This is a genomic window from Marinobacter litoralis (genome assembly GCF_016427555.1).
In the GTDB taxonomy this organism is placed as follows: domain Bacteria; phylum Pseudomonadota; class Gammaproteobacteria; order Pseudomonadales; family Oleiphilaceae; genus Marinobacter; species Marinobacter litoralis_A.
Genome location: NZ_JAELVS010000005.1, coordinates 186,211 through 208,567, shown reverse-complemented (window position 1 = coordinate 208,567; position 22,357 = coordinate 186,211). Strand labels below are relative to the sequence as shown.

Here is a 22,357-nt window from a genome sequence, read left to right as displayed (position 1 = left end):
TAAATCGTGGCTACTCGTGTCGATGAAGAGTATCAGCAACTCAAAAAACAGGTTCACGCGCACCTGATCGAGCGGTTGGATGAGGAAGGTTTTGAGGTTGAGCGAACAGACGCCAACCAACTGGAAAAGTTCGTCGAGGCGAACGTAAACCAGTACATTGCAAATCATCGCATACCTCTGGCAACTGCCGAACAGGTTATGTTGGCGCGGGAAACACTGGATGAGATTATCGGGTTGGGGCCGTTAGAGCCGCTGCTGGCTGATTCACAAGTGAACGATATTCTCGTAAACGGCCCCTTGAACGTTTTCGTAGAGGTGGCCGGTGTATTGCAAAAAGCACAAACCCGGTTTATCGATGATGACCACGTGATGCGCATCATCCGCAGGATACTGGCGCCACTTGGGCGGCGATTGGATGAAAGTAGCCCGATGGTGGATGCCCGGCTTCAGGACGGCTCCCGGGTGAATGCCATCATCCCGCCGATCGCGCTTGATGGGCCGTCCATTTCAATTCGAAAATTCACCCAGAAGCACCTTGCGGCATCTGACTTGGTCAATCTCGGGTCGTTGACACGAGAGTGCCTGGATCTGCTGGTGAAAATCGTGCAAGGGCGCCGAAACCTGCTGGTGAGCGGCGGTACGGGCACAGGTAAAACAACGATCCTCAACCTGCTCAGTCAGTTCATCCCCAAGGATGAACGGATCGTGACGATCGAGGATTCCGCTGAACTTCAGCTTGGCCATCCCCACATTGTTCGGTTGGAAACGCGGCCCGCTAATGCCGAAGGTTCCGGTCGAATAAGTGCCCGTGAGTTGGTTATCAACGCGCTCCGGATGCGCCCTGATCGGGTCATTGTCGGTGAGGTGCGAGCGGGTGAAATCATCGAGCTCATGCAAGCCATGAACACCGGACACGAGGGGTCGATGAGTACGATCCACGCCAACTCCTCCAAAGACGCGATGATTCGCATTGAAACCTTGCTGGCGGTAAACGGATACGACGCCGGCGAGCAGGCTATTGGTCGTTTGATTGGCTCTTCTTTAGACGTTCTTGTCCAGCTTAAGCGGCTTTCCAATGGTCGCCGCATCGTAAGCGAAGTCGTCGAAATGACACCGACCAAATCCAACCCGTATCAAATGAACATCCTCTATCAAGCTCCGGACGTCAGGGATGAAGTCATAGAGGTTGAAGCTCAGTGAGTGTCCAGATCTTGTGGTTGGGAGCCTTGGGGTTGGGCTTTCTAGCCGTTGTTGTGGTGCTGCTGCAATTTGTGGTTGGCCACTATCGCGGCATGGCGAACCTGCAAAAGCAGAGTTTGCGTCGATTGGCACCCCAGGAAGTTGTAGAAGAGAAAACCGTTGCTGGTATTCGACTGGGGCCCGTTGAGCAGCTGATGATAAAGGCTGGTTTTCAGGCCTCTGTTTCACGGTTGCTCATGCTCATTGTGGTTTTGCTCGGTGTCATCGCTGCAATTGTTGTTGTTCGAGGATTACTCGAAGCCCTCGTTGCCGTGGTCGCGTTCATTTTGATTGCCGTCACGCTCTGGCGGGTAAAGTTTGAGCGAATACGGCGACAGATTTTTGAGGAGCTGCCAGGCATCGTTGATGCTGTTTTGCGCTCACTCTCCGCGGGGCGCTCGGTTGAACAAAGCATGTTGGTGGCTTTTGACGATGCATCGGATGCATTTGAACCGCTTTGCTTTCGGTTACGCAGTGCCATCAGTCAGGGCCGTGATTACACGTTGGTACTTGATGGCTTTGCGGATCTTTACAGCATTCCGCCGCTGACCCAAATGGCCATTGCTTTGCGAACCTCTGCCCGTTTTGGCTCGCCCGTCCGGCCGGTACTGCAGGAAGTATCGAAAGCGATACGATCCCGCGAAGAGTTGCGTCGTGAGTTTATGGCAGCGACCGCGGAGACCCGCTTTACTGCCATTGTCTTTGCCATTATGCCTCCCGGGCTGGGGGCCTATGTCGTTTTGATGAATGAAGAGTTTTCCGAAGCGCTTTTAAATACCGCGGCGGGGCATACCATGATGATGACGGCAGGTGCGCTGCAAGTGGTGGGAACGGTGTTGGTCTGGAACCTCATTCGGGGGGTGGGCCGTGGTTAACCTTTGGTTTGTCGGCGCGATTTTGCTAGCGATTGTTTCGGTACTGTACCTGTGGGTTTGGGCACCTTCATGGGCACTGCAAGCGCGGGTTCGGGCTCGTTTGTCTCACCGGCAATTAACCACAGAGGATGAGGCCGGTAGTCCGCCACTTGAAACCTTTGTTTATTGGTTGGTGAGCCGTCCGCTGCTGGCGGGGGACTTTAAAGAATTGGAGCCGGCCCTGGACGCAACCGGTAAATCACCATACAGGGCTCGGCAGTACTATGTATTTGCGTGTTGGCTTGTGCCCCTCATTCTGACGCTGGCTGCCATTATATTTTCGGGCATGATGGTTACAGCCGTCACCTTCATGATGTCGTTTTATCTTTCACGGCAGTATATCCGCAGTGCGGGGCGTACCGCTGAAAAACAGCAGAACAGGGAATCCATAGAACTGTGCCAGATGACCCGGATGCTGATGGAAGCCGGGCTCAGTCCGGAACGGTCGCTGAAGCTGATTTCCCATCAAGCCAGAGAGTTGATGCCTCTGTTGATAACGCGGATCGACCGGTTTAATCGGGTCATGGAAAGCGGGGCAGACCGCAGTCGAGCGCTCGATGAGTTGGGCCGAAATCGCAACCTGACGGTCTTGCGCAGCTATGTCACGCTCATGAAACAGGCGGGTACGCTTGGGTCTGGTGTGTCGGGAGCGCTGGAACAAATTGTGGCCGAAGCCCATCATGAAGAGCGCAGCAAGCTTAAAGAAGAAACCAATAAAGTTGGCGCCCGAATGACAATAATCATGATGGTCTTTATGCTGCCGTCTTTGTTTATATTAATTGGCGGGCCGGCCGTGCTATCGATTATGGACGCACTCCAGCGGTAGTTGGCTATGGGGCTGAAAAAATTGAATGTGACTGTATTTATTTTGAGGAGCAACAAATGAAGTACAAGCAGGCCAGCCTGATTTCGACAGCTTTTTTTACTGCAGCACTGGTCTCGGGTTGTTCTCTTCCGCCAGTACAAGAATCCGAAATGGAATCGCGGACTTCCGGCAGTCATCTACAGATTAATTGCTCCACCAACATGACCCCTGAGCATCGCGTGGAGTTAGACGCGATCGATTCGATGATGAACGGGTCTGAAAACTATGCGGCTTTGGCGCGACTGGAGGCACTATCGTTCCAGACTCAGCATCACTGGCTGCGATGGGCGCAATTGCTCGCGAAAGTCGAGCAGCTGGATTATTCCGAAGAAGTGTATCAGCAAATTGCTGAAACCTGCGACAGCGCTCAGGCCTATCATGGTTTAGGGGTGGTCTACGTTAAGGGTGGCAAGATTGAAGAAGGCTTAAAGGCTTTAGGCATGGCAAAAGCCAAAAAACCGGCATCTGCCGATATGCGAAATGATTTTGGCGTAGTGCTTATGCAAGGTGGATTCTTCGGCCAGGCGGCGTTTGAATTGCGGACTGCTTACGAACTTTCGGGCAAGAAAGAGTCGGTGGGCAGAAATATGATTGCTGCCTATTATTTGCAGGGAGGTAACGAATCCGTTGCCAAGCTCCAGCGTGAGCTAGGTCTGAGCAATGAAGCAGTGTCGGCGGGAATTGAGTTTTCGAAGCGCTTTTCTGGAGGTGTCTGATGAATAGGAAGGTCGGTGTTTTAGCGGTTCTGGCATTGTTTGCCTCGAATGCCTTGGCAACGGAGCCAGATGCCGATCTTGGTTTGGCAGGCGTCCAGTTGGAACGTGATACCCGAACGGATGTCAGAAAAATTTTTGATAGTCAGGCGGGGCACAAAGCGGACGGCGGAGAGCTGAACATGGCTCTCTACGCAAAGACGCAGAAGCGATTGGCTGAGTCGTTTGATCAGCCGATGCCTGATCGTATTGGCGAGTCCTCTAGCGGTGAATAATCGTAATCGCCAAAAGGGCGTGTTGATTTTCCTGATGCCCTTTATTTTGGTCGCTATTGCCGTGGTAGCGACCTTGGCGATGGATGCAACGCGGCTTTACAGCGTTAGAGACGACATGCAATCCGTCGTGAATGCCGCGGCCACTGCCGCCGCTGACGAGGCAATGGCTTGTGGGGTCGGCGATGTAAGTATGATGCGCGCCCGTGCATTGGCTGCAGCGAAGCAGGCCGGGTTTGACGGCGATAGTGATGAACTGGAATTGATCGTCGGCGTTATTGATCCGAACGAGAGCGGTGAGCTCGAATTTTCAGAAACTCCCCCTAAACAGAGTAACGCGGCCGTTGTTCGTTACACGCGAAAAGAGCGGGTGTCCTGGTTGCTTCCGGAAACCATCTTTGAACCGGTCGAAATCTCTGTAAACGCTGCAGCGCGAAAAGAGCTTTATGCCACTCTGAGCGCCAATAGTTCGACCGTAAAAGTGACCAACGGACTTCTGGGGAATCTACTTGGGGGAGTTCTGGGTCAAAGTAATTACTCTCTTGATCCGACCAGCCTGACCAGCCTGGAGTCCACGTTGATGGGGGTTGGCGATCTTCTGTCTAATCTTGGCGTTAACAGTGTGACGGCTTTGCTGGACCGCCCCTTGATTGAGGTATTGGACGCTGTCGTTGACGTTGTAGGTGGTGTCACAACGCCTGTTGGCGGATTGGTTGATGACATCACGGGGGCTGCAGGGCTAACAGGACTGAAACTGTCGTCAGTGCTTGAGGTAAAAGGCAATAAAGAGGCCGCCCGAGGTGCAGAGTTCCCGCTCTACGATTTCATCATGAGCGTGGTTCTGAATAGCGCGCATCAAATCGGGAAGGCCAGTGGCACCGGATTGCTTGGATTGGATATAGATACGGCTGATGCGCCCGCGCTGAAACCGTTGCTCGATAATGGATTGTTGGGAGATCTGGATCTTGCGTTAAAGTTGGGGGTGGATAATCCCGCGCCCGTTGTTATTGGTCCGGCCCGCTACGGAAGCGATAACCAGTGGATGACGGAGATTCATTCCTCGGACGTATCGTTGGAGGCCCTTGTCGATTTAGAACTGTCCATTGGTTTTATCGGCGATTTGATTTCCGGATTAACCTTGGGGCTCGTTCAGGTCGAGTTGCTGGATAGCATTCGTGTACCGCTTGCGGTGAAAGTAGGAGGCGGTCGCGCAGAGTTTGTGGGCGCCAGCTGTGCCCGAGGTAAAAATAACGAGATCGACATAGAAGTTCTGGCGCATCCGTCGGTGGCCAGCATAGAAACCGGCACGATTCAGTCTGATGGCGAGGTTGCGAGAGAGCCGATTCACGCGACGATTCTCAAGCTCGCCTTGCTTTCGCAGCCACTGCTCAACGTGTGTGTGGATGCAGATCTCGGTGTCAATATCCCGGTTGCAGAGCAAACCCATTCATTGACCGGCGTACCGTTGTATTGCCCGGATGGGCAATGTGCCAAGAAACTTGCCAACAGTCAGCCGACCTGGATCCAAGGGCTGGATCTGGATATTCAGAATCTGGCGCTGGATTGTGGTGAGCCTAGCGCCCTCAGTATTTTGAACCCGCTCATTAAACTGCTGGAACCGGTCGTGGAAGTACTGGTGAATCTTGTAACCACAGTTTTGCTTCAGGGAATCGTGTCGCCACTTTTGATGGCATTGGGGGTCGATCTTTCGGGCTTGGAAATTACAATGACAGGAGCCGATCAGCTTAGTACTCAGTTGATTGAGAATGTTGAACTTAAAAACTGATATATTTGTCCAGCCAGACGATTTTAAGCTGCTTTGAGAGTGGCAATACAACACAAACGATGAACAAAGGCAGGCGCGTGTTACGTAAATATTCTTGGTTACCAGTATTGGCCATCACCGTTTCAGGGTGTGCATTAGAACCTCGGGTCGAGGAACAATCCGTCAGTGGCATTTATGCCTATGAGGTTGGCGCACGTGGAAACGAGGCTCCCCGTGTTGTGGCTCAGCCTCAGTATCAAGCAAAAGCCGTTTCCAAAACCTCGGACCGCCGTGCCGAAGAAACTGTGGCAAAGCCCGCACCTCAACGGGCTGCACAAACCAAGACAACAGCAGAGCCCGATCGCTCAGCGGCCCCGGTTCAGAATAGCGCGAAGGCCGCGGCTGGCGAGAACAAAGTACAAACAGTCGGTGAGCCTGTGATTGATATCCAGCCCGGCCAGTGTTGGGTGTACGCTCAAATCCACCCTCGTTCTGTTGAAGATAATCTGGAAGTAAAGGTTCGAGACTCTGAAGTACGGCTGGAAATCACGCCGGCAGAGTTTCGTCGCGGGATTAAGAAAGTGGTTACGAAGCAGGGCACCAAAACTTACCGTGTAAAACCGGCTACCTACAAAGAGGTGGTTGAAAAGGTTGAAGTGAAGCCAGAAACAACGCGTCTGGTGGTAGAGCCTGCGGTCTACGAAGATGTGCAAGAAGAAGTGGTGTTGGAAGAGGCACGGACGGAGCTTGAGCCTTGCCGGACGTCAGGGGCTGCAGCATATGCCCGAGCCTCTTCGGCCTTCGGTTTCTGCGCCAAAGAAATACCCGCCAAGACCAAAACGGTTACGGTAACCAAGCTGGTAAAGCCGGAAACAACCCGAACGGAAGTGATTCCTGCCGAATATAAAACCGTTACCCGCTGGGTGGTTGATGAGCCGGCAGAAGTCATTCCGGTCACCATGCAAGACGAAACAGATGCTCTTGAAATTGCCGAGTTGGTAAAGCCGGCTGAAACGGTTCAGCAGGAAGTGCCGGCCGAGGTGCTTTCAATGAATGTAAAGCGCTACGAAGGTAAGCCAAAGATCGTAGCCAGACAAGCTGTATGCGACCGCAATCTGACCAGCGAAATGGTTCTGGAGATGCAGCAGCAATTGGCAGAATTGGGCTACGAGCCGGGCGAACACGATGGGCTGCTAGGCCCGGCAACCCTGGATGCACTGACGCTTTATCAGAAAGAGCATGGATTGGCCTCTGGTGCGATTACCATTGAAACGCTAGAGCACCTCGAACTAATGGAATAAAAAGAAATGTTGCCAGAAGCACTTGTGTTGCCGTTGTTGGGGGGTGCCTTAGCCATAGCAGGTTTTGTGCTTCTGGTGCATTTACGTTTCCGAAAACGGGAAGCTGAGCGATATCAATCTCTTGCTTCCCGCCTCCAAGAATTTCGTCGTCAATATAACTCCTCCCTCAAAGATAGCCGCGCACTGCTGAACAAGCTCCCCGACGTTATCCTGATTTTTGAACGCCACTGGCCAAAGCTCTTGTTCGCTAATCGTCAGGCGTTAGAGCTTTTTGATTGCAGCAGCGAGCAAGAGCTCATGGACAGAATTTTTAGCCAGCCTGATGCCTGGCTACCGGCTCCGCACAGTTTGTTGGATTTCGAAGATTTGTTATCACGGACCCGAGAACAGGGTGTTGAACGCAGTGAGTGGTGCTTTTCGGCGGGCCCCAACCAGAGTTTGTGGATGGACTGTGAATTAACGCTCTCAATGTTTGCCGGTGAACCGGCAATGATTTTTTCAGGCGTAAATATTCACCATCGAAAACTGCAAAGCATTGCTGATAATCTGCGCCAAAGGGCGCTGTTCAGTGTGAACGAGGGCGGTTCACTTGAAAACATTATTGAGCGGGTATCGAAGTTGCTGGAAGCGCAGATTGCCGGCACGCATTGTGTTATTTCTCTGTATGACGAGCAAAAAGACAGTCTGGTCACGCAGGGAGTGGGGAAGTTTGCCAAGGCATTTTGCTCGGATGTTCCTTCAGTATCGGCTCGCTTTGGCGCCACATCCATTGGCTCCGCAGCCCATACGCGGCAAAGTGTGATATGTGAAACCGTTACCGACGACCTGCAATGGCAGGGGTACGCCGATGTTCTGCGCTCTCTAGGAGTGGTATCGGCGTGGTCTGAACCCGTGTTGGGCGAAGCGGGTGATCTTAAAGCCGTCATTACACTGTTCAGTGATGTCGCTAAGCGGCCCGATCATGAAGTGGTTGGCCACTTTTCGTTTGCGGTTTCTTTACTTGGCCTTGCGATTGAACGAGAGCAGTGGCGACTCGAACTTGAAGCCTCATCAGAGAATGAACGCTATGTTCGTGAGGTCAGTGTTTCCATTGTGAACGTTCCCTCGGAAGGATTCTCGTCGGGGCTGACCTGTGTGATTCAGGGTATTAGATCAAAATACGACCTGGGCTCTATCGAGGTTTGGCAGGTGGATTCGGAACGGGATTTGGTCGTTCCTGTCGCCAGCACTGAGGTGGAGGTTGAAGAACAGGCGGAGGAACCCGCGCAGTCGCGTATCTCTGTGGAGCGATTCAACGAATTGTTCCCGAATCGGGAATCTAAATATGTTACTCCTCAGGATGATTTGTATGGGTTGCTGAAAACCCATAAACAATCGAAGCCGGTGTTGGTGGTGCCTTTGCACAGTGATTCGTTGAAAGGGTATCTGCTGGGCATTCTGATTGTTGAGCCGAAGTTCCAGTATGTCGAGAAATCGACCATTGAACACCTGAGTGTAATCGGATCAGTGATGAAAACCCGATTGATCAACCAGCACTTGGTTGAGCAATTGGCAGACACGGCTGATACCGAGCGTCGGGCAAGAAAGAAGCTGGAAAGCGAGTTGACGGTTGCCAAAAGCATTCAGATGTCGATGGTCCCGGGCAACGGTTCGTACTTTAAGGAGCTTGGAAACTGGCGCATCGAATCCTGGTTGAGCCCGGCCAGTGCGGTAGGCGGAGACTTATACGAAGTTATTCCGTTATCTCGGGGGCGGTTTCTGGCGGCAGTGGGGGATGTGTCCGACAAAGGTGTTCCGGCTGCATTGTTCATGGCCAAAACCATCAGCTTGTTGAACTTTCTGGCACACAACAAGGATGGCGATCTAAAAAGCATTACCGCCGCCTTGAATCAGGAGCTATGCCGCGGCAACGACGCGTGCATGTTTGTGACACTGGTGATGGTGCTCGTCGAGACGGATACCGGCAAAGTTGAAATGATCAACGCCGGGCACACCATGCCCATGCAGGAGTTTAGCGATCGGCTGCCTCAGCTCTGGAGTGGAGAGACCATCGCCCCTCTCGGGCTTTATGAGAACATAGAGCCTGCCACCGAATTTTTGGAAGTCCACGCGGGTGGAAGCCTTGTACTATACTCTGATGGAGTTACAGAAGCGTTCAATGCTGCTGGTGAGGAATTCGGTGAGCAGCGTCTTTTAAGTCTTGGTGGTAGACCTCGCGGTCACGACGAATGCTTTTTGACCAACATTCGTGAGCGTTTGGTGGAGTATACGGCCGGGGCGGAGCAGTCCGACGACATAACAATAATGGTATTGAGCCGCCAGGGATCATGAAGCTACAGGTAAAAGCAAAGGAACCGGTCAGCCGTGTACTAACTGCCGTCGCTGCAGAGTTACAGCAGCAAGGCGTGAAAGGCACATTGGAGCATGACTTAAATGTCATTATTGACGAAATTCATGCCAATCTCAGAATGCATGTCGCGGAGGATAATCCGGACTTGAATTGGACGTTATTGGTTGAGGTGGGTGCAGAGTGTTTGGATTTGGTGGTGGAATACCCCGGCCCATACTTTGACCCAACCAATGCGACGCCAATGCTTGGCGATTCTCTCGGCTCCCGCGCGGATGGGGGGATGGGGCTGCATTTGATCTCCGCTCTTAGCGATGAATTTCACTATAACTACCAGGACGGTATCAATGCCATGATTGTCAGATGGAACCTGAAGAGCGACTCAAAGGAAAACAAGCTATGTCGTTAGAGATTTCGGTGATTCAGCAGAGTGATGAAGCGCTTGGGTTGAGATTGGACGGGGCTGTTGACAGCGACACCTCGCCCGAGCTGGAGGCGCAGCTGGACGAGATGGTTCACCCGGCAATAACCTACCTGGCGTTGAACATGTCGGGCGTTAGCTTCATCAGTTCGGCGGGTTTGCGAGTTGTCTTCAAGATGCTCAAGAAAATGAAGGCACGAGATGGCCAGTTGATGGTTACAGAAATGAATCCCGGTGTTGAAAAGGTGTTTGAAGTGGTTAAGCTCATGCCGGATCTCTCGGTGTTTGGCAGCTCTCAAGAAATGGATGAGTACCTGACCTCCCTCCAAAACCAGCAAAATAGTTAGTGGACTGGCCGGAGTCATTTATTCCGGCCAGTCAGTCATTTCTGCCCGGCGTGCGCACGCGGCCTTTCTTGGTCAGTTCGTTGGCTTGCTCCCCCCGCTTACTCTTTGCCTTTCTTAACGAATTCCACTGACACCCACTGTCAGAACAGCCAATGCCATACGTAGTTATACTGATATGGTGTGTCAAGCGAACTCTGTCACACGTACGGTTTTTTTGTCTGTGCGGCCGGTTAAACCATTGTATGGAATGGGAGTGGGAAATGAGCGATAAGCATAAGCGACTGGTGCCTTGGGTATTGTCTTTAGCCGTGGCCATCTCGGGTTGCGGTGGAGAATCTTCAGACAGTTCCGCAGCCGACAAAGCACCTACTTCCGAACCTGAAGTCAGTGATGAAAGCTCTTTGCAAATACCCGATGCCAGAGAAGTCGTTGGTCAAAGCATGACGCTGGGCAATCGGCAGTCAGTATCGCGTCTGGTTGATGTGTATGCCGATGAAGGGAAGCAGTGGCAGCCCTATGAGCGTGCGCCTGAGTATACTCACGCAGTCGCCATCGAGAATCAGACAATCACCATGTCTGATGGCACGCAGTTGTTCGCCAAGGTCACACTGCCCGGATTCGGCGCAGGTGAGCCGGCAGAGGGCTCGTTTCCCGTTGTGCTGACACAGACCTCGTATAACACGTCGTTTGGTCAGTTTGCGCCCCAAATGGGCGGTGCTAACGAGTTTCTGATTAAACGTGGTTATGCCCATGTGGTTGTGGATGTACGTGGCACAGGCAACTCTGGTGGAAGCTGGGGCGCGTTTGATGAACGCGAACAACAAGACTACCTGGAAGTACTGAACTGGATTGTTCAGCAGGATTGGGCGCAAGATCGTATTGGCTTGGAAGGGATATCCTATTTAGGCATTACCTCGGTACTGACCGCTCAGCATAACCATCCGGCGGTGAAAGCGGCATTTCCCATTGTGCCTATTGGTGATGGCTATCGGGATATTGTCTTTACCGGTGGCAACGTCAACGCGACCTTTATTCCGCTGTGGCTCGGCATGGTGACAGGCTTCGGTCTGATTCCGGCAGAGATGGCGACGGTTGATCCTGAAGCTGCGCTCAAAGCTTTGCCGGAACGGTTGTATGGTGCTTTGGCGGGTTTTCAGGTGCCCACGATTGTAAAGGCTCTGGCAGGTGAACCCGAAACAGCTTACGACGGCGATTTTTGGGCAATTCGCTCTCCGCTTGAAGGGGCAGATAAAATCAACGTGCCGACCTTTATCGTGGGCGGGTTGTTCGACCTGTTCCAGCGCAGTGAGCCGCTTTGGTTTGAGCAGTTGAATGGGCGGGTGGACACCAAATTGTTGATCGGCCCTTGGAACCACATCGAGGCCGCGGGCGTTGAGTTTTTGGGCGGCGGCGAAGCAAGCCAGCACGCAGTGCCGGATCTGGACACCTTGCGCCTGCAATGGTTTGACGAATACGTGATGGGCCTGGATACCGATGTGCAGAAGCAGCCGGATGTGACGCAGTATGTGCTCGGGTTAGACGAATACGACACCACGAGCCACTGGCCACACCCGGATATGCAGGCAGATCGTTTTTATTTGAGCCCAGCGGAAGGTTTCGCAGCTGTGGGCCAGCTGCAGCCCCAGGCTCCTGAAGAAGCAGAAAACACTCTGGTGGCTCAGCACCTGTTAAACGGGCTGTGTTCGTCCAGCCTTGATCAGTGGACGGCTGGATTGGGCGGCATGCTTCCACTTCCATGTGCTCAAGATAATTCGTTTGCAGAACTTGCGGCGGCCAAGTATGAGTTGCCAGCAGGCGAAGAGGGCCTATATCTGAACGGCCCCATGCAAGCAGACCTTTGGGTTTCAACCACCGCGAAAGACGTGCAGGTTTCGGTGAGACTCGACATCGTTAACCCGAATGGAACCACCACTCCGGTTACCAACGGCCTGATGACAGCAGGGCTTAACTCAGTTGATGAAACCCGTTCGCGATTCGTAAACGGGGAGATGATTCAGCCGTGGCACACTTTCCGTCTTGACGATGTGCAGCCCTATGAACCCGGAGAAGTGCGCAAGGTGTCAGTTGAAATCTTTGCCAGCAGTGCGTACGTGCCACCAGGGTCAAGCTTGAGAGTATCGGTGAACACCAGCAATATTGCGCAAGGCCTGCCGCCGTTGCTCACCGCTCTCAATTCATTGTTGGGTGTGATGACATTGCACACCGGGCCCGAAACGCCTTCGAGCGTGGTTCTGCCCGTTGTGCCATCGGCTAAGCTGGATTCAATGCAGGCGCCTTAACGCCTTCACGAACCCGAACAACGTCCGCCATCACTGATAAGGCAATTTCGGCGGGCGTTTTGCTTCCGATATTCAGACCGATAGGCATGTGAATGCGATCGGTCTGGGCTTCGGTTAGCCCGCCAATGCGCAGCAAGCGCTCCCGGCGTTTCTCAGACGTTCTTTGTGAACCCATTACGCCGATATAGAACGCGTCGGTTTTAACCGCTTCAATGAGAGCTGTGTCGTCTATTTTGGGGTCATGGGTGAGTGCAACGACAGCGGTTGCGCGGTGACAGCCTTCCCGGGCAATCCAGACCGATGGCAGTTCCTGACGCAGAGTGACGCCCGGCACATTGAAATGCCGAACTTCCTCCGGCCTGGGGTCGCACACGATAACCTCAAAACCGAGGCTGTGAGCAAAGCTGGCGCACACCGTCGATACCGGCGAAAGCCCTGCAATGACGAGGCGTGACACCGGGCCCACTCGCAGGCGCACTCGCTGCTCGTTTTGGTCTTCTTCGACTTTGCTGCCCAGACTTTCATCCGGGATGAGTTCAACGGTGCCGGTTTCCAGGCACAGGTTGCGCACCAGCGCGCCGGCCCCAGCCAAAGCTTCCTTCAGTGATTGAAAGTGATCAAGGGTGTGCTCATTGGCGGGCCAGTGTTCCACCAGAACATCCAGAACACCGCCACAGGGGAGGCTAACGCGAGGGTTGTCCGGGCCTTCCGAAGCACCGTATCGAACCCGGTTCAGGCGGCCCCGGAATTCTCCGTCACTCAAGCGGGCAAGAAAGTCTTCCTCTACGCAGCCACCGGAAAGCGAACCGCAGTGGTCACTATCGGCTTTCGCGATCAACCAGGAGCCGGGTGCTCGCGGTGAAGAGCCAAAGGTGCTCAGTACAGTACACAGCCAAAAGTCCTCGCCGGCTTTGCCCCAGCGGATGGCTTGCTCAACAACCTGAATGTCCAGCGGCTGCATGGGTGTCTCCCGAAACGTGATTTAAACCGTGTTGTTATCTGACTTATGAGGCTGTGCCAACTATAACAGTGCTCAAGCATGAGGTGGCGGCGCCGGTTAATCAATGCCTCGCGGTGTGCCGGTAATCACTGGGCGATTTTCCCATCACTTTTTTAAACAGGCGTGAGAAATAATAGGCGTCGTCGTAACCCAGTTGTCGGCTGATGTCGGCAAACGTTTGGCTGGTAGTGTCGAGCAATTCGCAGGCCCGCTCCACTTTCAAATGTAAGAAATGCTGAATGGGGGCGGTGCCTGTCTGTTCCCGGTAGCGGGTGGCGAAGTGCGCGGGCGACAGGCCGGCCAGTTCTGCCAATTCATTCAGGGTGAGCCGTTCTTCAAGATGTTCCCGCATATAGTTGTGGATGATATCCAGCTCCGCCTGCCGGGCCTGCCCGGTTTCGTCAGCATTGATCGGTACCGCTGCCAGCAATTGCCGCAAGCGGTTGCTGGCGTGAATCAGGCCTTGGGTGCGGAAACCGGTCTGGCGCACTGACAGCAAGCCGTTGAAATCCACCAGTAGCCGGGGTTGCCGGCCCAAGTGGCGAATGTACGTGCCATTAGTGAAACCCATGTGTTGTCGAAATGCTTCCGCCAATGGGCCGGAGTAATGAACCCAGTGAATTGACCACGGGTTATTCGGGTCGGCGGTGTACCGATGGCTGGCTCCGGCGGGGAGCAGCAGTAGATCACCCGAGCTAACCGTGTGAGGCACACCTTCTACGTTCAGGAACGCGTTTCCATCCGTGCAGTAAATCAAAAGATTGTCGCGATGATGTTCCCGGTGCATATGGTGGCCGATGGCCTTCCGGTAGTGACCAAATGCAAGCGGGTACAGCTCTCTGGTCAGATCATGACTGGCAAGCAGGCGAACGATTGGTTCCGGAATCACGTACCGAACGCTGTCCGCCGGCACCGGCCATTGCGAGGTTTGTGTTGATTGGGAGAGATTGGTTTTTCTTGCCATCGAAAAATAATCCATCAAGAGCGAAATTTAGTCAATCACCTATTGTTTGGGTGCGTGCTAGTCTGTGGGTAAATCATCGCCTTGGTTCGAGCCTGAAAATGCGGACCGGGGCGTTCCGGATAACAACAACCACGGGACATCATCATGAAAAAAGTACCTCAGTATATTGCCGGTGAATTCGCGCAGAGCCAGACCGAAAACTGGATCGACGTGACCAACCCTGCCACCAACGAAGTGATCGCTCAGGTTCCCTGTGCCACTGCCGACGAAATGCGCCAGGCCATCGACAACGCCGGTGAAGTATTCAAAAGCTGGAAAGAAACGCCGATCTCCGAGCGGGCCCGGGTAATGCTTCGTTACCAGGCTCTACTGAAAGAGCATCACGACGAGATCGCTGAAATCCTGTCACAGGAAACCGGCAAGACGTTTGACGATGCCAAAGGTGACGTTTGGCGCGGTATTGAAGTGGTTGAACACGCAGCCAACGTTGCGTCCATGATGATGGGTGAAACGGTTGAAAACGTGGCCCGTGAAGTAGATACCCACTCCTGGATTCAGCCTCTGGGCGTGTGTGCCGGTATCACACCGTTCAACTTCCCGGCCATGATTCCGCTGTGGATGTTCCCCATGGCCATTGCTTGTGGCAATACCTTCATTCTCAAGCCGTCCGAGCAGGACCCGCTAACTCCTATGCGTCTGGCGGAGCTGTTCGAAGAAGCCGGTGCCCCTAAAGGCGTACTGCAGGTTGTTCATGGTGCCAAAGAGCAGGTCGATACGCTGCTGCATGACCCGGCCATCAAAGCCATTTCTTTCGTAGGCTCTGTGCCTGTTGGTCGTTATATCTATGAAACCGGCACCAGCAACATGAAGCGGGTTCAGAGCTTTGCCGGTGCCAAGAACCATATGGTCATCATGCCGGATGCTGACAAGCAGCAAGTGTTGAACGCGCTTGTGGGTGCGTCCGTGGGCGCGGCCGGTCAGCGTTGCATGGCCATCTCTGTTGCGGTGTTTGTTGGCGCAGCCCAGGAGTGGATTCCGGAGCTGAAAGAAGCCATGGCGAAGATTCGTCCGGGCGCCTGGAACGATTCCGGCGCCAGCTACGGCCCGGTGATCAGCGCTAAAGCGAAAGAGCGTGTTGAGTCGCTGATTGCGACTGGCGAAGCTCAAGGTGCGAAACTTATGTTGGATGGCCGTGGATGCACGGTTGAAGGTTTCCCCGATGGCCATTGGGTTGGGCCAACCTTGTTCAGCGAAGTGACCACCGAGATGGATATCTACAACGAAGAAATCTTTGGTCCTGTGCTGTGTTGCATGAACGCCGACTCACTGGGCGATGCGATTGAGCTGATCAACAACAGCCCCTATGGCAACGGCACGTCGATCTTTACCAACCACGGTGGCGCCGCACGTCGATTCCAGCACGAAATCGAGGTTGGCCAGGTGGGGGTAAATATCCCCATCCCGGTGCCCATGCCGTTCTTCTCGTTCACCGGTTGGAAGGGTTCTTTCTACGGCGATCAGCATGCATACGGCAAGCAGGCAGTTCGCTTCTATACCGAAACCAAAACCGTGACCTCCCGCTGGTTCAACAGCGAAGCCACGTCGTCAGAAGCCAACTTCTCTATTCAGCTGCGCTAATCGCGCAGCCAGGAGTCGAGTTATGGATTTCAACCTGACGGAAGACCAACTCGCCTTTAGAGAGGCGGCAAGGGCCTTCACCGAGAAAACCATGGCCCCGTTCGCGGGGCAGTGGGATGTCGATCACACCTTCCCGAAGGAAGTGATGAGGCAAGCTGGCGAGATGGGCTTTATGGGGATTTACACTCCGGAAGCCCTGGGTGGTATGGGGTTGTCCCGCATAGACACCTCGGTGATTGTGGAAGAGCTGGCCATGGCTTGCCCTTCCACGGCCGCCTTTATCACCATTCACAATATGGCCACCTGGATGGTCGCCAGCTTTGCCGATGACGCGCTGAAACAAAAGTTTGTGCCGAAGATGGCGAGTGGTGAGTGGTTGGCTTCGTATTGCCTGACGGAGCCGGGCGCCGGTTCAGACGCGGCCAGCCTGCGCACCAAAGCGGTTCGCGACGGCGATAGCTATGTAATCAACGGCAGCAAGATGTTTATTTCCGGAGCCGGAGATACCGACGTGCTGGTGCTGATGGCCCGCACAGGCGATGCAGACAGCGGCGCGAAAGGCATATCCACCTTCGTAATTCCGGCGGATGCTGAAGGCGTCTCTTACGGTAAGAATGAAGAAAAGATGGGGTGGCATAGTCAGCCCACCCGAATGGTCACCCTTGAAGACGTTCGCATTCCAGCCAGCAACCGCGTGGGCGAAGAAGGCGACGGTTTTGCCATCGCCATGAAAGGACTGGATGGTGGCCGTTTGAACATTGCCACCTGTTCATTGGGCGGCGCGCAGGCTGCGCTTCTCCGAGCCCGTAATTACCTGCACGAACGCCAGCAATTCGGCAAGCCGTTGGCGGCGTTTCAGGCGCTGCAGTTCAAGCTGGCGGACATGGCCACCAATCTGGTGGCGGCGCGGCAAATGGTGCGCTTAGGGGCATTTAAGCTGGATAGCAAAGACCCGGAGGCCACGCTGCACTGCGCCATGGCCAAACGCTTCGCCACCGATGCCTGCTTTGAAGTGGCCAATGAAGCGCTGCAGTTACATGGTGGGTATGGTTATATTCGGGAATACCCTCTGGAACGGTATGTCAGAGATTTGCGAGTGCACCAGATTCTGGAAGGCACTAATGAAATCATGCGCATGATCATTGCTCGCCGATTGCTGGATGATGGCGTGGCCGAAGCCATCCAGTAACGGGCAAATAGATAACAAAAGGATTCAATCATGAGTGAACTGATCCAACTCGAAAAACGCGACCATATTGCGATTCTTACCATTTCCAATCCCCCGGCCAACACCTGGACGGTAGATTCATTAGCCGCTCTGAAAAAGACCATCGCAGAGCTTAATGACGACCAGAATATTTATGCGTTGGTGGTCACCGGGCAGGGCGAGAAATTCTTCTCCGCCGGAGCGGACCTGAAAACCTTCGCAGACGGTGACCGGGCCCGAGCCAATGAAATGGCTCAGCGCTTTGGTGAAGCGTTCGCGGCTTTGACCGGTTTCCGGGGCGTTTCCATTGCCGCCATTAACGGCTACGCCATGGGCGGCGGCCTGGAGTGTGCGTTGTCCTGCGACATCCGCATTGCTGAAGAGCACGCTCAAATGGCGCTGCCTGAAGCCAGTGTGGGCCTGTTGCCCTGTGCCGGCGGTACCCAAAACCTGCCGTGGCTGGTTGGCGAGGGCTGGGCTAAGCGCATGATCCTGTGCGGTGAGCGCGTAACGGCGGAAAAAGCGCAGCAAATTGGATTGGTTGAAGAAGTTGTGCCCTCTGGCCAATCGCTGGAAAAAGCATTGCGGTTAGCGGAAGGCGCCTGCAAGCAAAGCCCGTCATCAATCGCCAGCTGCAAACAGTTGGTGATGAGTGCGCGCGATGGCCGCAGCCACAGTGACGGCTGGCGCATGGAGCGTGAACTGTTCGTCGAGCTGTTCCACACCGAAGACCAAAAAGAAGGCGTCAACGCGTTTCTGGAAAAGCGTAAGCCGGAATGGAAAAACCAATAACCGGGGCCGTTATGAGTGATCAACCGATAGTATTTGAAGAGTGGAACAGCAGCGATGGTGCACGCATCGCCGTGGCCCGGCTGAATACGCCGCGCAACCTCAACTCGTTGTCCATGGATATGATCCGTCTGCTAACACCGCAGCTGGAACGTTGGGCCGACGACCCCAGTGTCCGAGCGGTTTGGCTGGAGGCCGAGGGCGAAAAAGCCTTCTGCGCGGGCGGCGATATTGTGTCTCTGTACCGAAGCATGACCGAGCCCGGCAAGCTGGGTGAAGGTGAGCAGTTTTTTACGGAAGAGTACGAACTGGATTACCTGATCCATACCTTCCCCAAACCCATCGTGTGTTGGGGCAACGGCATCGTCATGGGTGGCGGTATTGGTCTGATGGTGGGGGCGTCACATCGAGTGGTGACCGAAAACTCCAAGTTGGCCATGCCGGAAGTCAGCATCGGCCTGTATCCGGATATCGGTGCCGGCTGGTTCCTGAATCGTATGCCCATGCGAACCGGATTATTTCTTGGGCTGACCGGCGCACGGATGAACGCCGCTGACGCTTTGTTTGTCGATATGGCCGATCGCTTTATTACGCACGACCGGAAGGCGCAAGTGATTGAAGGCCTGAAAGCCGCAAGTTGGCAAAATGGCGATAGTCATCAGGTTGTCAGTGGGGTGCTCAGGCAGTTCGAGCAACAAAGTGCCGAGGCGTTGCCGGAATCTCCGATTCGCAAGCACTTTGACGAAATTCAGCAAGTCACCGATGCCGGCTCATTAGAGCAAGTCGTGGCGCAGCTTCAGGAACTCGGTAGCCGTGAAGACTGGTTGGGTAAAACCGTAAAAGGGGTAGCGAAAGCCTCACCAACGGCTCTCGCGCTAACCTGGCGGCACTACCACCGAAGCAAGCTGGATGGTTTGAAACAGGTGTTGGATAACGAGTTGGTGTTGTCCAAGAACTGCTTGAAGAAAGGTGAGTTTGCCGAAGGCATTCGGGCCTTGTTGATTGATAAAGATATGCAACCACGGTGGCGCTACGCCTCATTGGCGGAGATGGACAGTCAGTGGATTGATGAATTTTTCAGCCTGAACGCCGGCTAACACACCGGCGGAATGCAACAATAACAAGGAGAAGCACTATGGCGAAGATCACATTTATCGGCCTCGGCAACATGGGGGCCCCCATGGCCTCCAATCTGGTGAAAGCCGGGCATCAGGTGACAGTATTTGATTTGTCTGCCTCGGCTGTTGAGGCTCTGGTTTCCGAAGGTGCCAGCAGTGCAGAGAGCGGGAAAGCGGCTGCCGAGGGCGCCGAGTGCGTCATCACCATGTTGCCCGCAGGCAAGCATGTAGAAGCCGTTTATCTGGGAGAAGACGGGCTGCTGTCGGCGTTACCCGAAGGCACGTTGGTGATTGATTCTTCAACCATCGCGCCGGAAACAGCCCGCAGTGTCGCCGAAGAGGCAACCGCCAAAGGCCTGGCGTTCATTGATGCGCCCGTCTCCGGCGGCGTGGGTGGTGCGAAAGCCGGCACCTTGACCTTTATCTGTGGTGGTGAAGCCGACACCTTCGAAAAGGCCAAGCCGATTCTCGAAGATATGGGCAAAAACATCTTCCACGCCGGGCCATTTGGCGCCGGGCAAGTGGCCAAAATCTGTAACAACATGCTGTTGGCCATCCTGATGGCGGGCACCAGCGAGGCCTTGGCACTGGGTGTCAAAAACGGTCTGGACCCCGCTGTTCTGTCAGAGGTAATGAAGCAGAGTTCGGGTGGTAACTGGGCATTGAACGTCTACAACCCTTGGCCGGGGGTCATGGAAGGGGTACCAGCGTCCCGGAACTATGAGGGAGGCTTTTTGGTGAACCTGATGGCGAAGGATTTGGGATTGGCGTTTGATAACGCCGTCACGAATCAGGCATCTATTCCGATGGGGTCTCTGGCCCGTAACTTGTTCCAGCTGCATGCCGGGCAAGGCAATGGGGAGCTGGACTTCTCCAGCATCTTAAGGCTGTTTCAGCCAGAGTAATTCGGGGAGGGCGGCCTTGGTTCGCCCTTTTTCTTTAGCCTAAAGTTTACCTTTACGTAAAATGTATGTCGTGCTAAATCTGTACGAAGCATGTGAACGTGAACACAACAACAATAGGAGAGGACGATGAGCCTTCCGCAATACAATGATGTGTACAGCAACTTTGATGCGGCCGCCCTGGAGTCAGAGGTTCTGGACGGCCGATTGGACAGTGGCTTGAACGTCTGCCACGAGATTTGTGACAAGTGGGCCTCCGACCCGAAAAAGGTTGCGCTTTATTACGAGAAAACCGACGGTGGCGACGGTGTGCTGACCTTTGCCGAGCTTAAGGCGGCTTCCGCCCGATTCGCTAACTATCTTCAGTCTCTGGGTGTCAGTAAGGGTGATCGCGTTGCGGGTTTGTTGCCGCGCGGCCCAGAGTTGTTGATTGCTATCGCGGGTACCTTGCGCATCGGCGCGGTTTATCAGCCCCTGTTCACGGCATTTGGTTCGGGCGCCATTGAGTATCGCCTCGAAAAAGCCGGCACCCGTTTGGTGGTGACCGACCCGGACAACTACCCCAAGCTGGGCGATGTGAAAGGCTGTCCGCCGGTGCTGTGCCGCAACGCCGCAGCAACCGGAGACGACGTGCCGGATTTCGAACAGGTACTGAGCGCGCAATCCGATCAGTTCGAGCCAGTGATGATCACCGGCAGCGATCCTTTCTTGCAGATGTTTACTTCCGGAACCGTGGGTAAAGCCAAGGGTGTTGCGGTGCCGGCGAAAGCGCTGCTGGCCTTCTATGTTTACATGAAGTACGCCATTGATTTGCGTGAAGACGACGTGTTCTGGAACGTGGCTGACCCCGGCTGGGCCTATGGCCTTTACTACGCCGTGACCGGTCCGCTGCTGATGGGCCACGCGACCCATTTCAATCCCAATGCGTTCACGCCGGAATCGACCTACGACATGATCCGCAAATACGGGATCACCAACCTGGCGGCCGCTCCAACCGCGTATCGTTTGCTGAAAGCCAACGACCAGGTGCTGCCAGAAGGGGAAACGCTCGGTTTGCGTGTGTGCAGCAGCGCCGGCGAGCCGCTGAACCCCGAGGTAGTGAACTGGATTGACCGCCGATTTGGCTGCCCGGTGAAAGACCATTACGGCCAGACCGAAACCGGTATGACCTGCTGCAACTTCCACGCCATGGAACACCCGATGCGAGATGGTGCCATGGGGTATGCCTCCCCGGGCCATCGTGTGGTTGCACTGAACACCAAATACGAAGAAGTGGCTGCCGGTGAAATCGGCCAGCTGGCCGTCGATACCAAAGCGTCACCGCTGTTCCATTTTGACGGTTACACCTGGGGTGAAAAAGATCCGTTCGCCAACGGGTATTACCTGACCGGCGACATGGTGGTTTGTCATGGCGATGGCAGTTTCTCCTTCAGCGGCCGGGACGACGACATCATTACCACCGCTGGCTATCGGGTGGGTCCGGCAGATGTGGAAAGCACCCTGCTCGAGCATGCTGCCGTGGCGGAGTCGGGAGTGGTCGCGAAACCGGATGAAAAGCGTGGCTCTATCATCAAGGCCTATGTGGTGATCAAATCCGGTCAGGAGCCAGCGGACGAGCAAAGCCTGAAGGACGAGCTTCAGGAGCTGGTGCGCAGACGCTTATCGACCCATGCCTTCCCTCGGGAAATCGAATTTGTTGATGAGCTGCCCAAAACACCCAGCGGCAAGATTCAGCGCTTCATGTTGAGAAGCCGGGCGGAGGAAGAGGTATCGGCATGAAAGTTGGCTTCGAGGAACTGAACGCCTTCCTCGAGGACCATTTTCCCCAAGGCGCCGCTTATGGCGCTTTGGCGGGTCTTGGGGATGGCTGGGCGGAGATGGTGTTAGAGGTAGACGAGGGGCATCTGCGCCCGGGCGGCACGGTTTCCGGGCCAGCCATGATGGCGTTAGCCGATGTGGCGATGTACGCGGCGTTACTAGGCCAAATTGGACTGGTGCCTTTGGCGGTAACGACTAATCTTAATATTAACTTCCTGCGAAAACCGGTTGCCCATGTGCCCATTCGGGCTAGAGCGTCGTTGCTTAAGGTTGGCCGGACCATGGCGGTAGGTGACGTTTTTATCTATTCCGAGGGAATGAAAGAGCCGGTGGCGCACTCCACCCTAACTTATTCGATTCCTCCCGATAGAAACCAAAATTAGTTCTTGACGTTTACGTGCACGTAAATCTAACCTGTGGTTAGTTCATAAAGACAA

Annotated in this window: 20 protein-coding genes; 18 read left to right on the top strand and 2 right to left on the bottom strand. The window is 54.4% G+C overall.

Features of this window, described 5'->3' with window-relative positions:
- Positions 1-6 precede the first annotated feature (6 nt).
- The 11 genes from JAO79_RS13920 (at position 7) to JAO79_RS13870 (ending at position 12,484) form a co-directional block, all read left to right on the top strand.
- On the top strand, positions 7-1,200 hold the full coding sequence (locus JAO79_RS13920) for a CpaF family protein (RefSeq protein ID WP_199007862.1): 1,194 nt from the start codon (positions 7-9) through the stop codon (positions 1,198-1,200).
- Entirely contained in the window at positions 1,197-2,114 is a 918-nt protein-coding gene (locus JAO79_RS13915; RefSeq protein ID WP_199007861.1) for a type II secretion system F family protein, read from the top strand. Before JAO79_RS13920 ends, JAO79_RS13915 begins: the two co-directional genes overlap by 4 nt.
- Positions 2,107-2,979 carry a type II secretion system F family protein gene (locus JAO79_RS16460; protein ID WP_199007860.1) on the top strand — a complete coding sequence of 291 codons (873 nt, stop codon included), beginning with the start codon at positions 2,107-2,109 and terminating at the stop codon, positions 2,977-2,979. The genes JAO79_RS13915 and JAO79_RS16460 overlap by 8 nt, the downstream gene beginning before the upstream one ends.
- A 56-nt stretch (positions 2,980-3,035) precedes the next feature.
- Positions 3,036-3,734 carry a tetratricopeptide repeat protein gene (locus tag JAO79_RS13905; RefSeq protein WP_199007859.1) on the top strand — a complete coding sequence of 233 codons (699 nt, stop codon included), beginning with the start codon at positions 3,036-3,038 and terminating at the stop codon, positions 3,732-3,734.
- The gene (locus JAO79_RS13900) at positions 3,734-4,006 is read left to right on the top strand and encodes a hypothetical protein (protein ID WP_199007858.1); all 273 of its coding nucleotides are present in this window, start codon (positions 3,734-3,736) and stop codon (positions 4,004-4,006) included. Before JAO79_RS13905 ends, JAO79_RS13900 begins: the two co-directional genes overlap by 1 nt.
- Positions 3,999-5,789 (top strand): pilus assembly protein TadG-related protein, encoded by a 1,791-nt coding sequence (locus JAO79_RS13895; protein ID WP_199007857.1) that lies wholly within the window; start codon positions 3,999-4,001, stop codon positions 5,787-5,789. Before JAO79_RS13900 ends, JAO79_RS13895 begins: the two co-directional genes overlap by 8 nt.
- Positions 5,790-6,007: 218 nt before the next feature.
- Complete coding sequence (locus JAO79_RS16530; RefSeq protein ID WP_199007856.1) at positions 6,008-7,069, top strand: peptidoglycan-binding domain-containing protein; 1,062 nt, start codon at positions 6,008-6,010, stop codon at positions 7,067-7,069.
- A gap of 6 nt (positions 7,070-7,075) precedes the next feature.
- Positions 7,076-9,400, top strand: coding sequence for a GAF domain-containing SpoIIE family protein phosphatase (locus tag JAO79_RS13885; protein WP_199007855.1), 2,325 nt, complete (start codon positions 7,076-7,078; stop codon positions 9,398-9,400).
- Positions 9,397-9,825: an ATP-binding protein gene (locus tag JAO79_RS13880; RefSeq protein WP_199007854.1), complete on the top strand. Its 429-nt coding sequence runs from the start codon at positions 9,397-9,399 to the stop codon at positions 9,823-9,825. Before JAO79_RS13885 ends, JAO79_RS13880 begins: the two co-directional genes overlap by 4 nt.
- Complete coding sequence (locus JAO79_RS13875; protein WP_199007853.1) at positions 9,816-10,184, top strand: STAS domain-containing protein; 369 nt, start codon at positions 9,816-9,818, stop codon at positions 10,182-10,184. The genes JAO79_RS13880 and JAO79_RS13875 overlap by 10 nt, the downstream gene beginning before the upstream one ends.
- A 260-nt stretch (positions 10,185-10,444) precedes the next feature.
- A complete protein-coding gene (locus JAO79_RS13870; protein WP_199007852.1) occupies positions 10,445-12,484 on the top strand; it encodes a CocE/NonD family hydrolase in 2,040 nt (679 codons plus the stop codon).
- Here JAO79_RS13870 and JAO79_RS13865 read toward each other — a convergent pair.
- Both JAO79_RS13865 and JAO79_RS13860 read right to left on the bottom strand, forming a co-directional pair.
- The gene (locus JAO79_RS13865) at positions 12,456-13,445 is read right to left on the bottom strand and encodes an XdhC family protein (RefSeq protein WP_199007851.1); all 990 of its coding nucleotides are present in this window, start codon (positions 13,443-13,445) and stop codon (positions 12,456-12,458) included. The two genes, JAO79_RS13870 and JAO79_RS13865, sit on opposite strands and share 29 nt — an antisense overlap.
- 100 nt (positions 13,446-13,545) lie before the next feature.
- The gene (locus tag JAO79_RS13860) at positions 13,546-14,448 is read right to left on the bottom strand and encodes an AraC family transcriptional regulator (protein ID WP_320158966.1); all 903 of its coding nucleotides are present in this window, start codon (positions 14,446-14,448) and stop codon (positions 13,546-13,548) included.
- A gap of 144 nt (positions 14,449-14,592) precedes the next feature.
- On the opposite strand from JAO79_RS13860, the gene JAO79_RS13855 reads away from it, so the two are divergent.
- From JAO79_RS13855 to JAO79_RS13825, 7 genes are all read left to right on the top strand, one after another.
- Positions 14,593-16,086, top strand: a complete 1,494-nt coding sequence (locus tag JAO79_RS13855; protein WP_199007849.1) for a CoA-acylating methylmalonate-semialdehyde dehydrogenase — start codon at positions 14,593-14,595, stop codon at positions 16,084-16,086.
- A gap of 22 nt (positions 16,087-16,108) precedes the next feature.
- Positions 16,109-17,275, top strand: a complete 1,167-nt coding sequence (locus JAO79_RS13850) for an acyl-CoA dehydrogenase family protein (protein ID WP_199007848.1) — start codon at positions 16,109-16,111, stop codon at positions 17,273-17,275.
- Between the two features lie 30 nt (positions 17,276-17,305).
- Positions 17,306-18,085 carry an enoyl-CoA hydratase gene (locus tag JAO79_RS13845; RefSeq protein ID WP_199007847.1) on the top strand — a complete coding sequence of 260 codons (780 nt, stop codon included), beginning with the start codon at positions 17,306-17,308 and terminating at the stop codon, positions 18,083-18,085.
- An 11-nt stretch (positions 18,086-18,096) separates the two neighbouring features.
- Complete coding sequence (locus JAO79_RS13840) at positions 18,097-19,179, top strand: enoyl-CoA hydratase/isomerase family protein (protein ID WP_199007846.1); 1,083 nt, start codon at positions 18,097-18,099, stop codon at positions 19,177-19,179.
- 38 nt (positions 19,180-19,217) lie between these two features.
- Entirely contained in the window at positions 19,218-20,105 is an 888-nt protein-coding gene (gene mmsB / locus JAO79_RS13835; protein WP_199007845.1) for a 3-hydroxyisobutyrate dehydrogenase, read from the top strand.
- A 126-nt stretch (positions 20,106-20,231) separates the two neighbouring features.
- Positions 20,232-21,881: an AMP-binding protein gene (locus JAO79_RS13830; protein WP_199007844.1), complete on the top strand. Its 1,650-nt coding sequence runs from the start codon at positions 20,232-20,234 to the stop codon at positions 21,879-21,881.
- Positions 21,878-22,303, top strand: coding sequence for a PaaI family thioesterase (locus JAO79_RS13825; protein WP_199007843.1), 426 nt, complete (start codon positions 21,878-21,880; stop codon positions 22,301-22,303). Before JAO79_RS13830 ends, JAO79_RS13825 begins: the two co-directional genes overlap by 4 nt.
- Positions 22,304-22,357: the final 54 nt, after the last annotated feature.

Bases quoted from the DNA above. Each gene is read 5' to 3' on its own strand.
- JAO79_RS13905 (WP_199007859.1), top strand. From the start codon at position 3,036: ATGAAGTACAAGCAGGCCAGCCTGATTTCGACAGCTTTTTTTACTGCA.
- JAO79_RS13850 (WP_199007848.1), top strand. From the start codon at position 16,109: ATGGATTTCAACCTGACGGAAGACCAACTCGCCTTTAGAGAGGCGGCA.
- mmsB (WP_199007845.1), top strand. From the start codon at position 19,218: ATGGCGAAGATCACATTTATCGGCCTCGGCAACATGGGGGCCCCCATG.
- JAO79_RS13860 (WP_320158966.1), bottom strand. From the start codon at position 14,448: ATGGCAAGAAAAACCAATCTCTCCCAATCAACACAAACCTCGCAATGG.
- JAO79_RS13885 (WP_199007855.1), top strand. From the start codon at position 7,076: ATGTTGCCAGAAGCACTTGTGTTGCCGTTGTTGGGGGGTGCCTTAGCC.
- JAO79_RS13840 (WP_199007846.1), top strand. From the start codon at position 18,097: ATGAGTGATCAACCGATAGTATTTGAAGAGTGGAACAGCAGCGATGGT.
- JAO79_RS13855 (WP_199007849.1), top strand. From the start codon at position 14,593: ATGAAAAAAGTACCTCAGTATATTGCCGGTGAATTCGCGCAGAGCCAG.
- JAO79_RS13830 (WP_199007844.1), top strand. From the start codon at position 20,232: ATGAGCCTTCCGCAATACAATGATGTGTACAGCAACTTTGATGCGGCC.
- JAO79_RS13825 (WP_199007843.1), top strand. From the start codon at position 21,878: ATGAAAGTTGGCTTCGAGGAACTGAACGCCTTCCTCGAGGACCATTTT.
- JAO79_RS13865 (WP_199007851.1), bottom strand. From the start codon at position 13,445: ATGCAGCCGCTGGACATTCAGGTTGTTGAGCAAGCCATCCGCTGGGGC.
- JAO79_RS13845 (WP_199007847.1), top strand. From the start codon at position 17,306: ATGAGTGAACTGATCCAACTCGAAAAACGCGACCATATTGCGATTCTT.
- JAO79_RS13900 (WP_199007858.1), top strand. From the start codon at position 3,734: ATGAATAGGAAGGTCGGTGTTTTAGCGGTTCTGGCATTGTTTGCCTCG.
- JAO79_RS13870 (WP_199007852.1), top strand. From the start codon at position 10,445: ATGAGCGATAAGCATAAGCGACTGGTGCCTTGGGTATTGTCTTTAGCC.
- JAO79_RS13880 (WP_199007854.1), top strand. From the start codon at position 9,397: ATGAAGCTACAGGTAAAAGCAAAGGAACCGGTCAGCCGTGTACTAACT.
- JAO79_RS13875 (WP_199007853.1), top strand. From the start codon at position 9,816: ATGTCGTTAGAGATTTCGGTGATTCAGCAGAGTGATGAAGCGCTTGGG.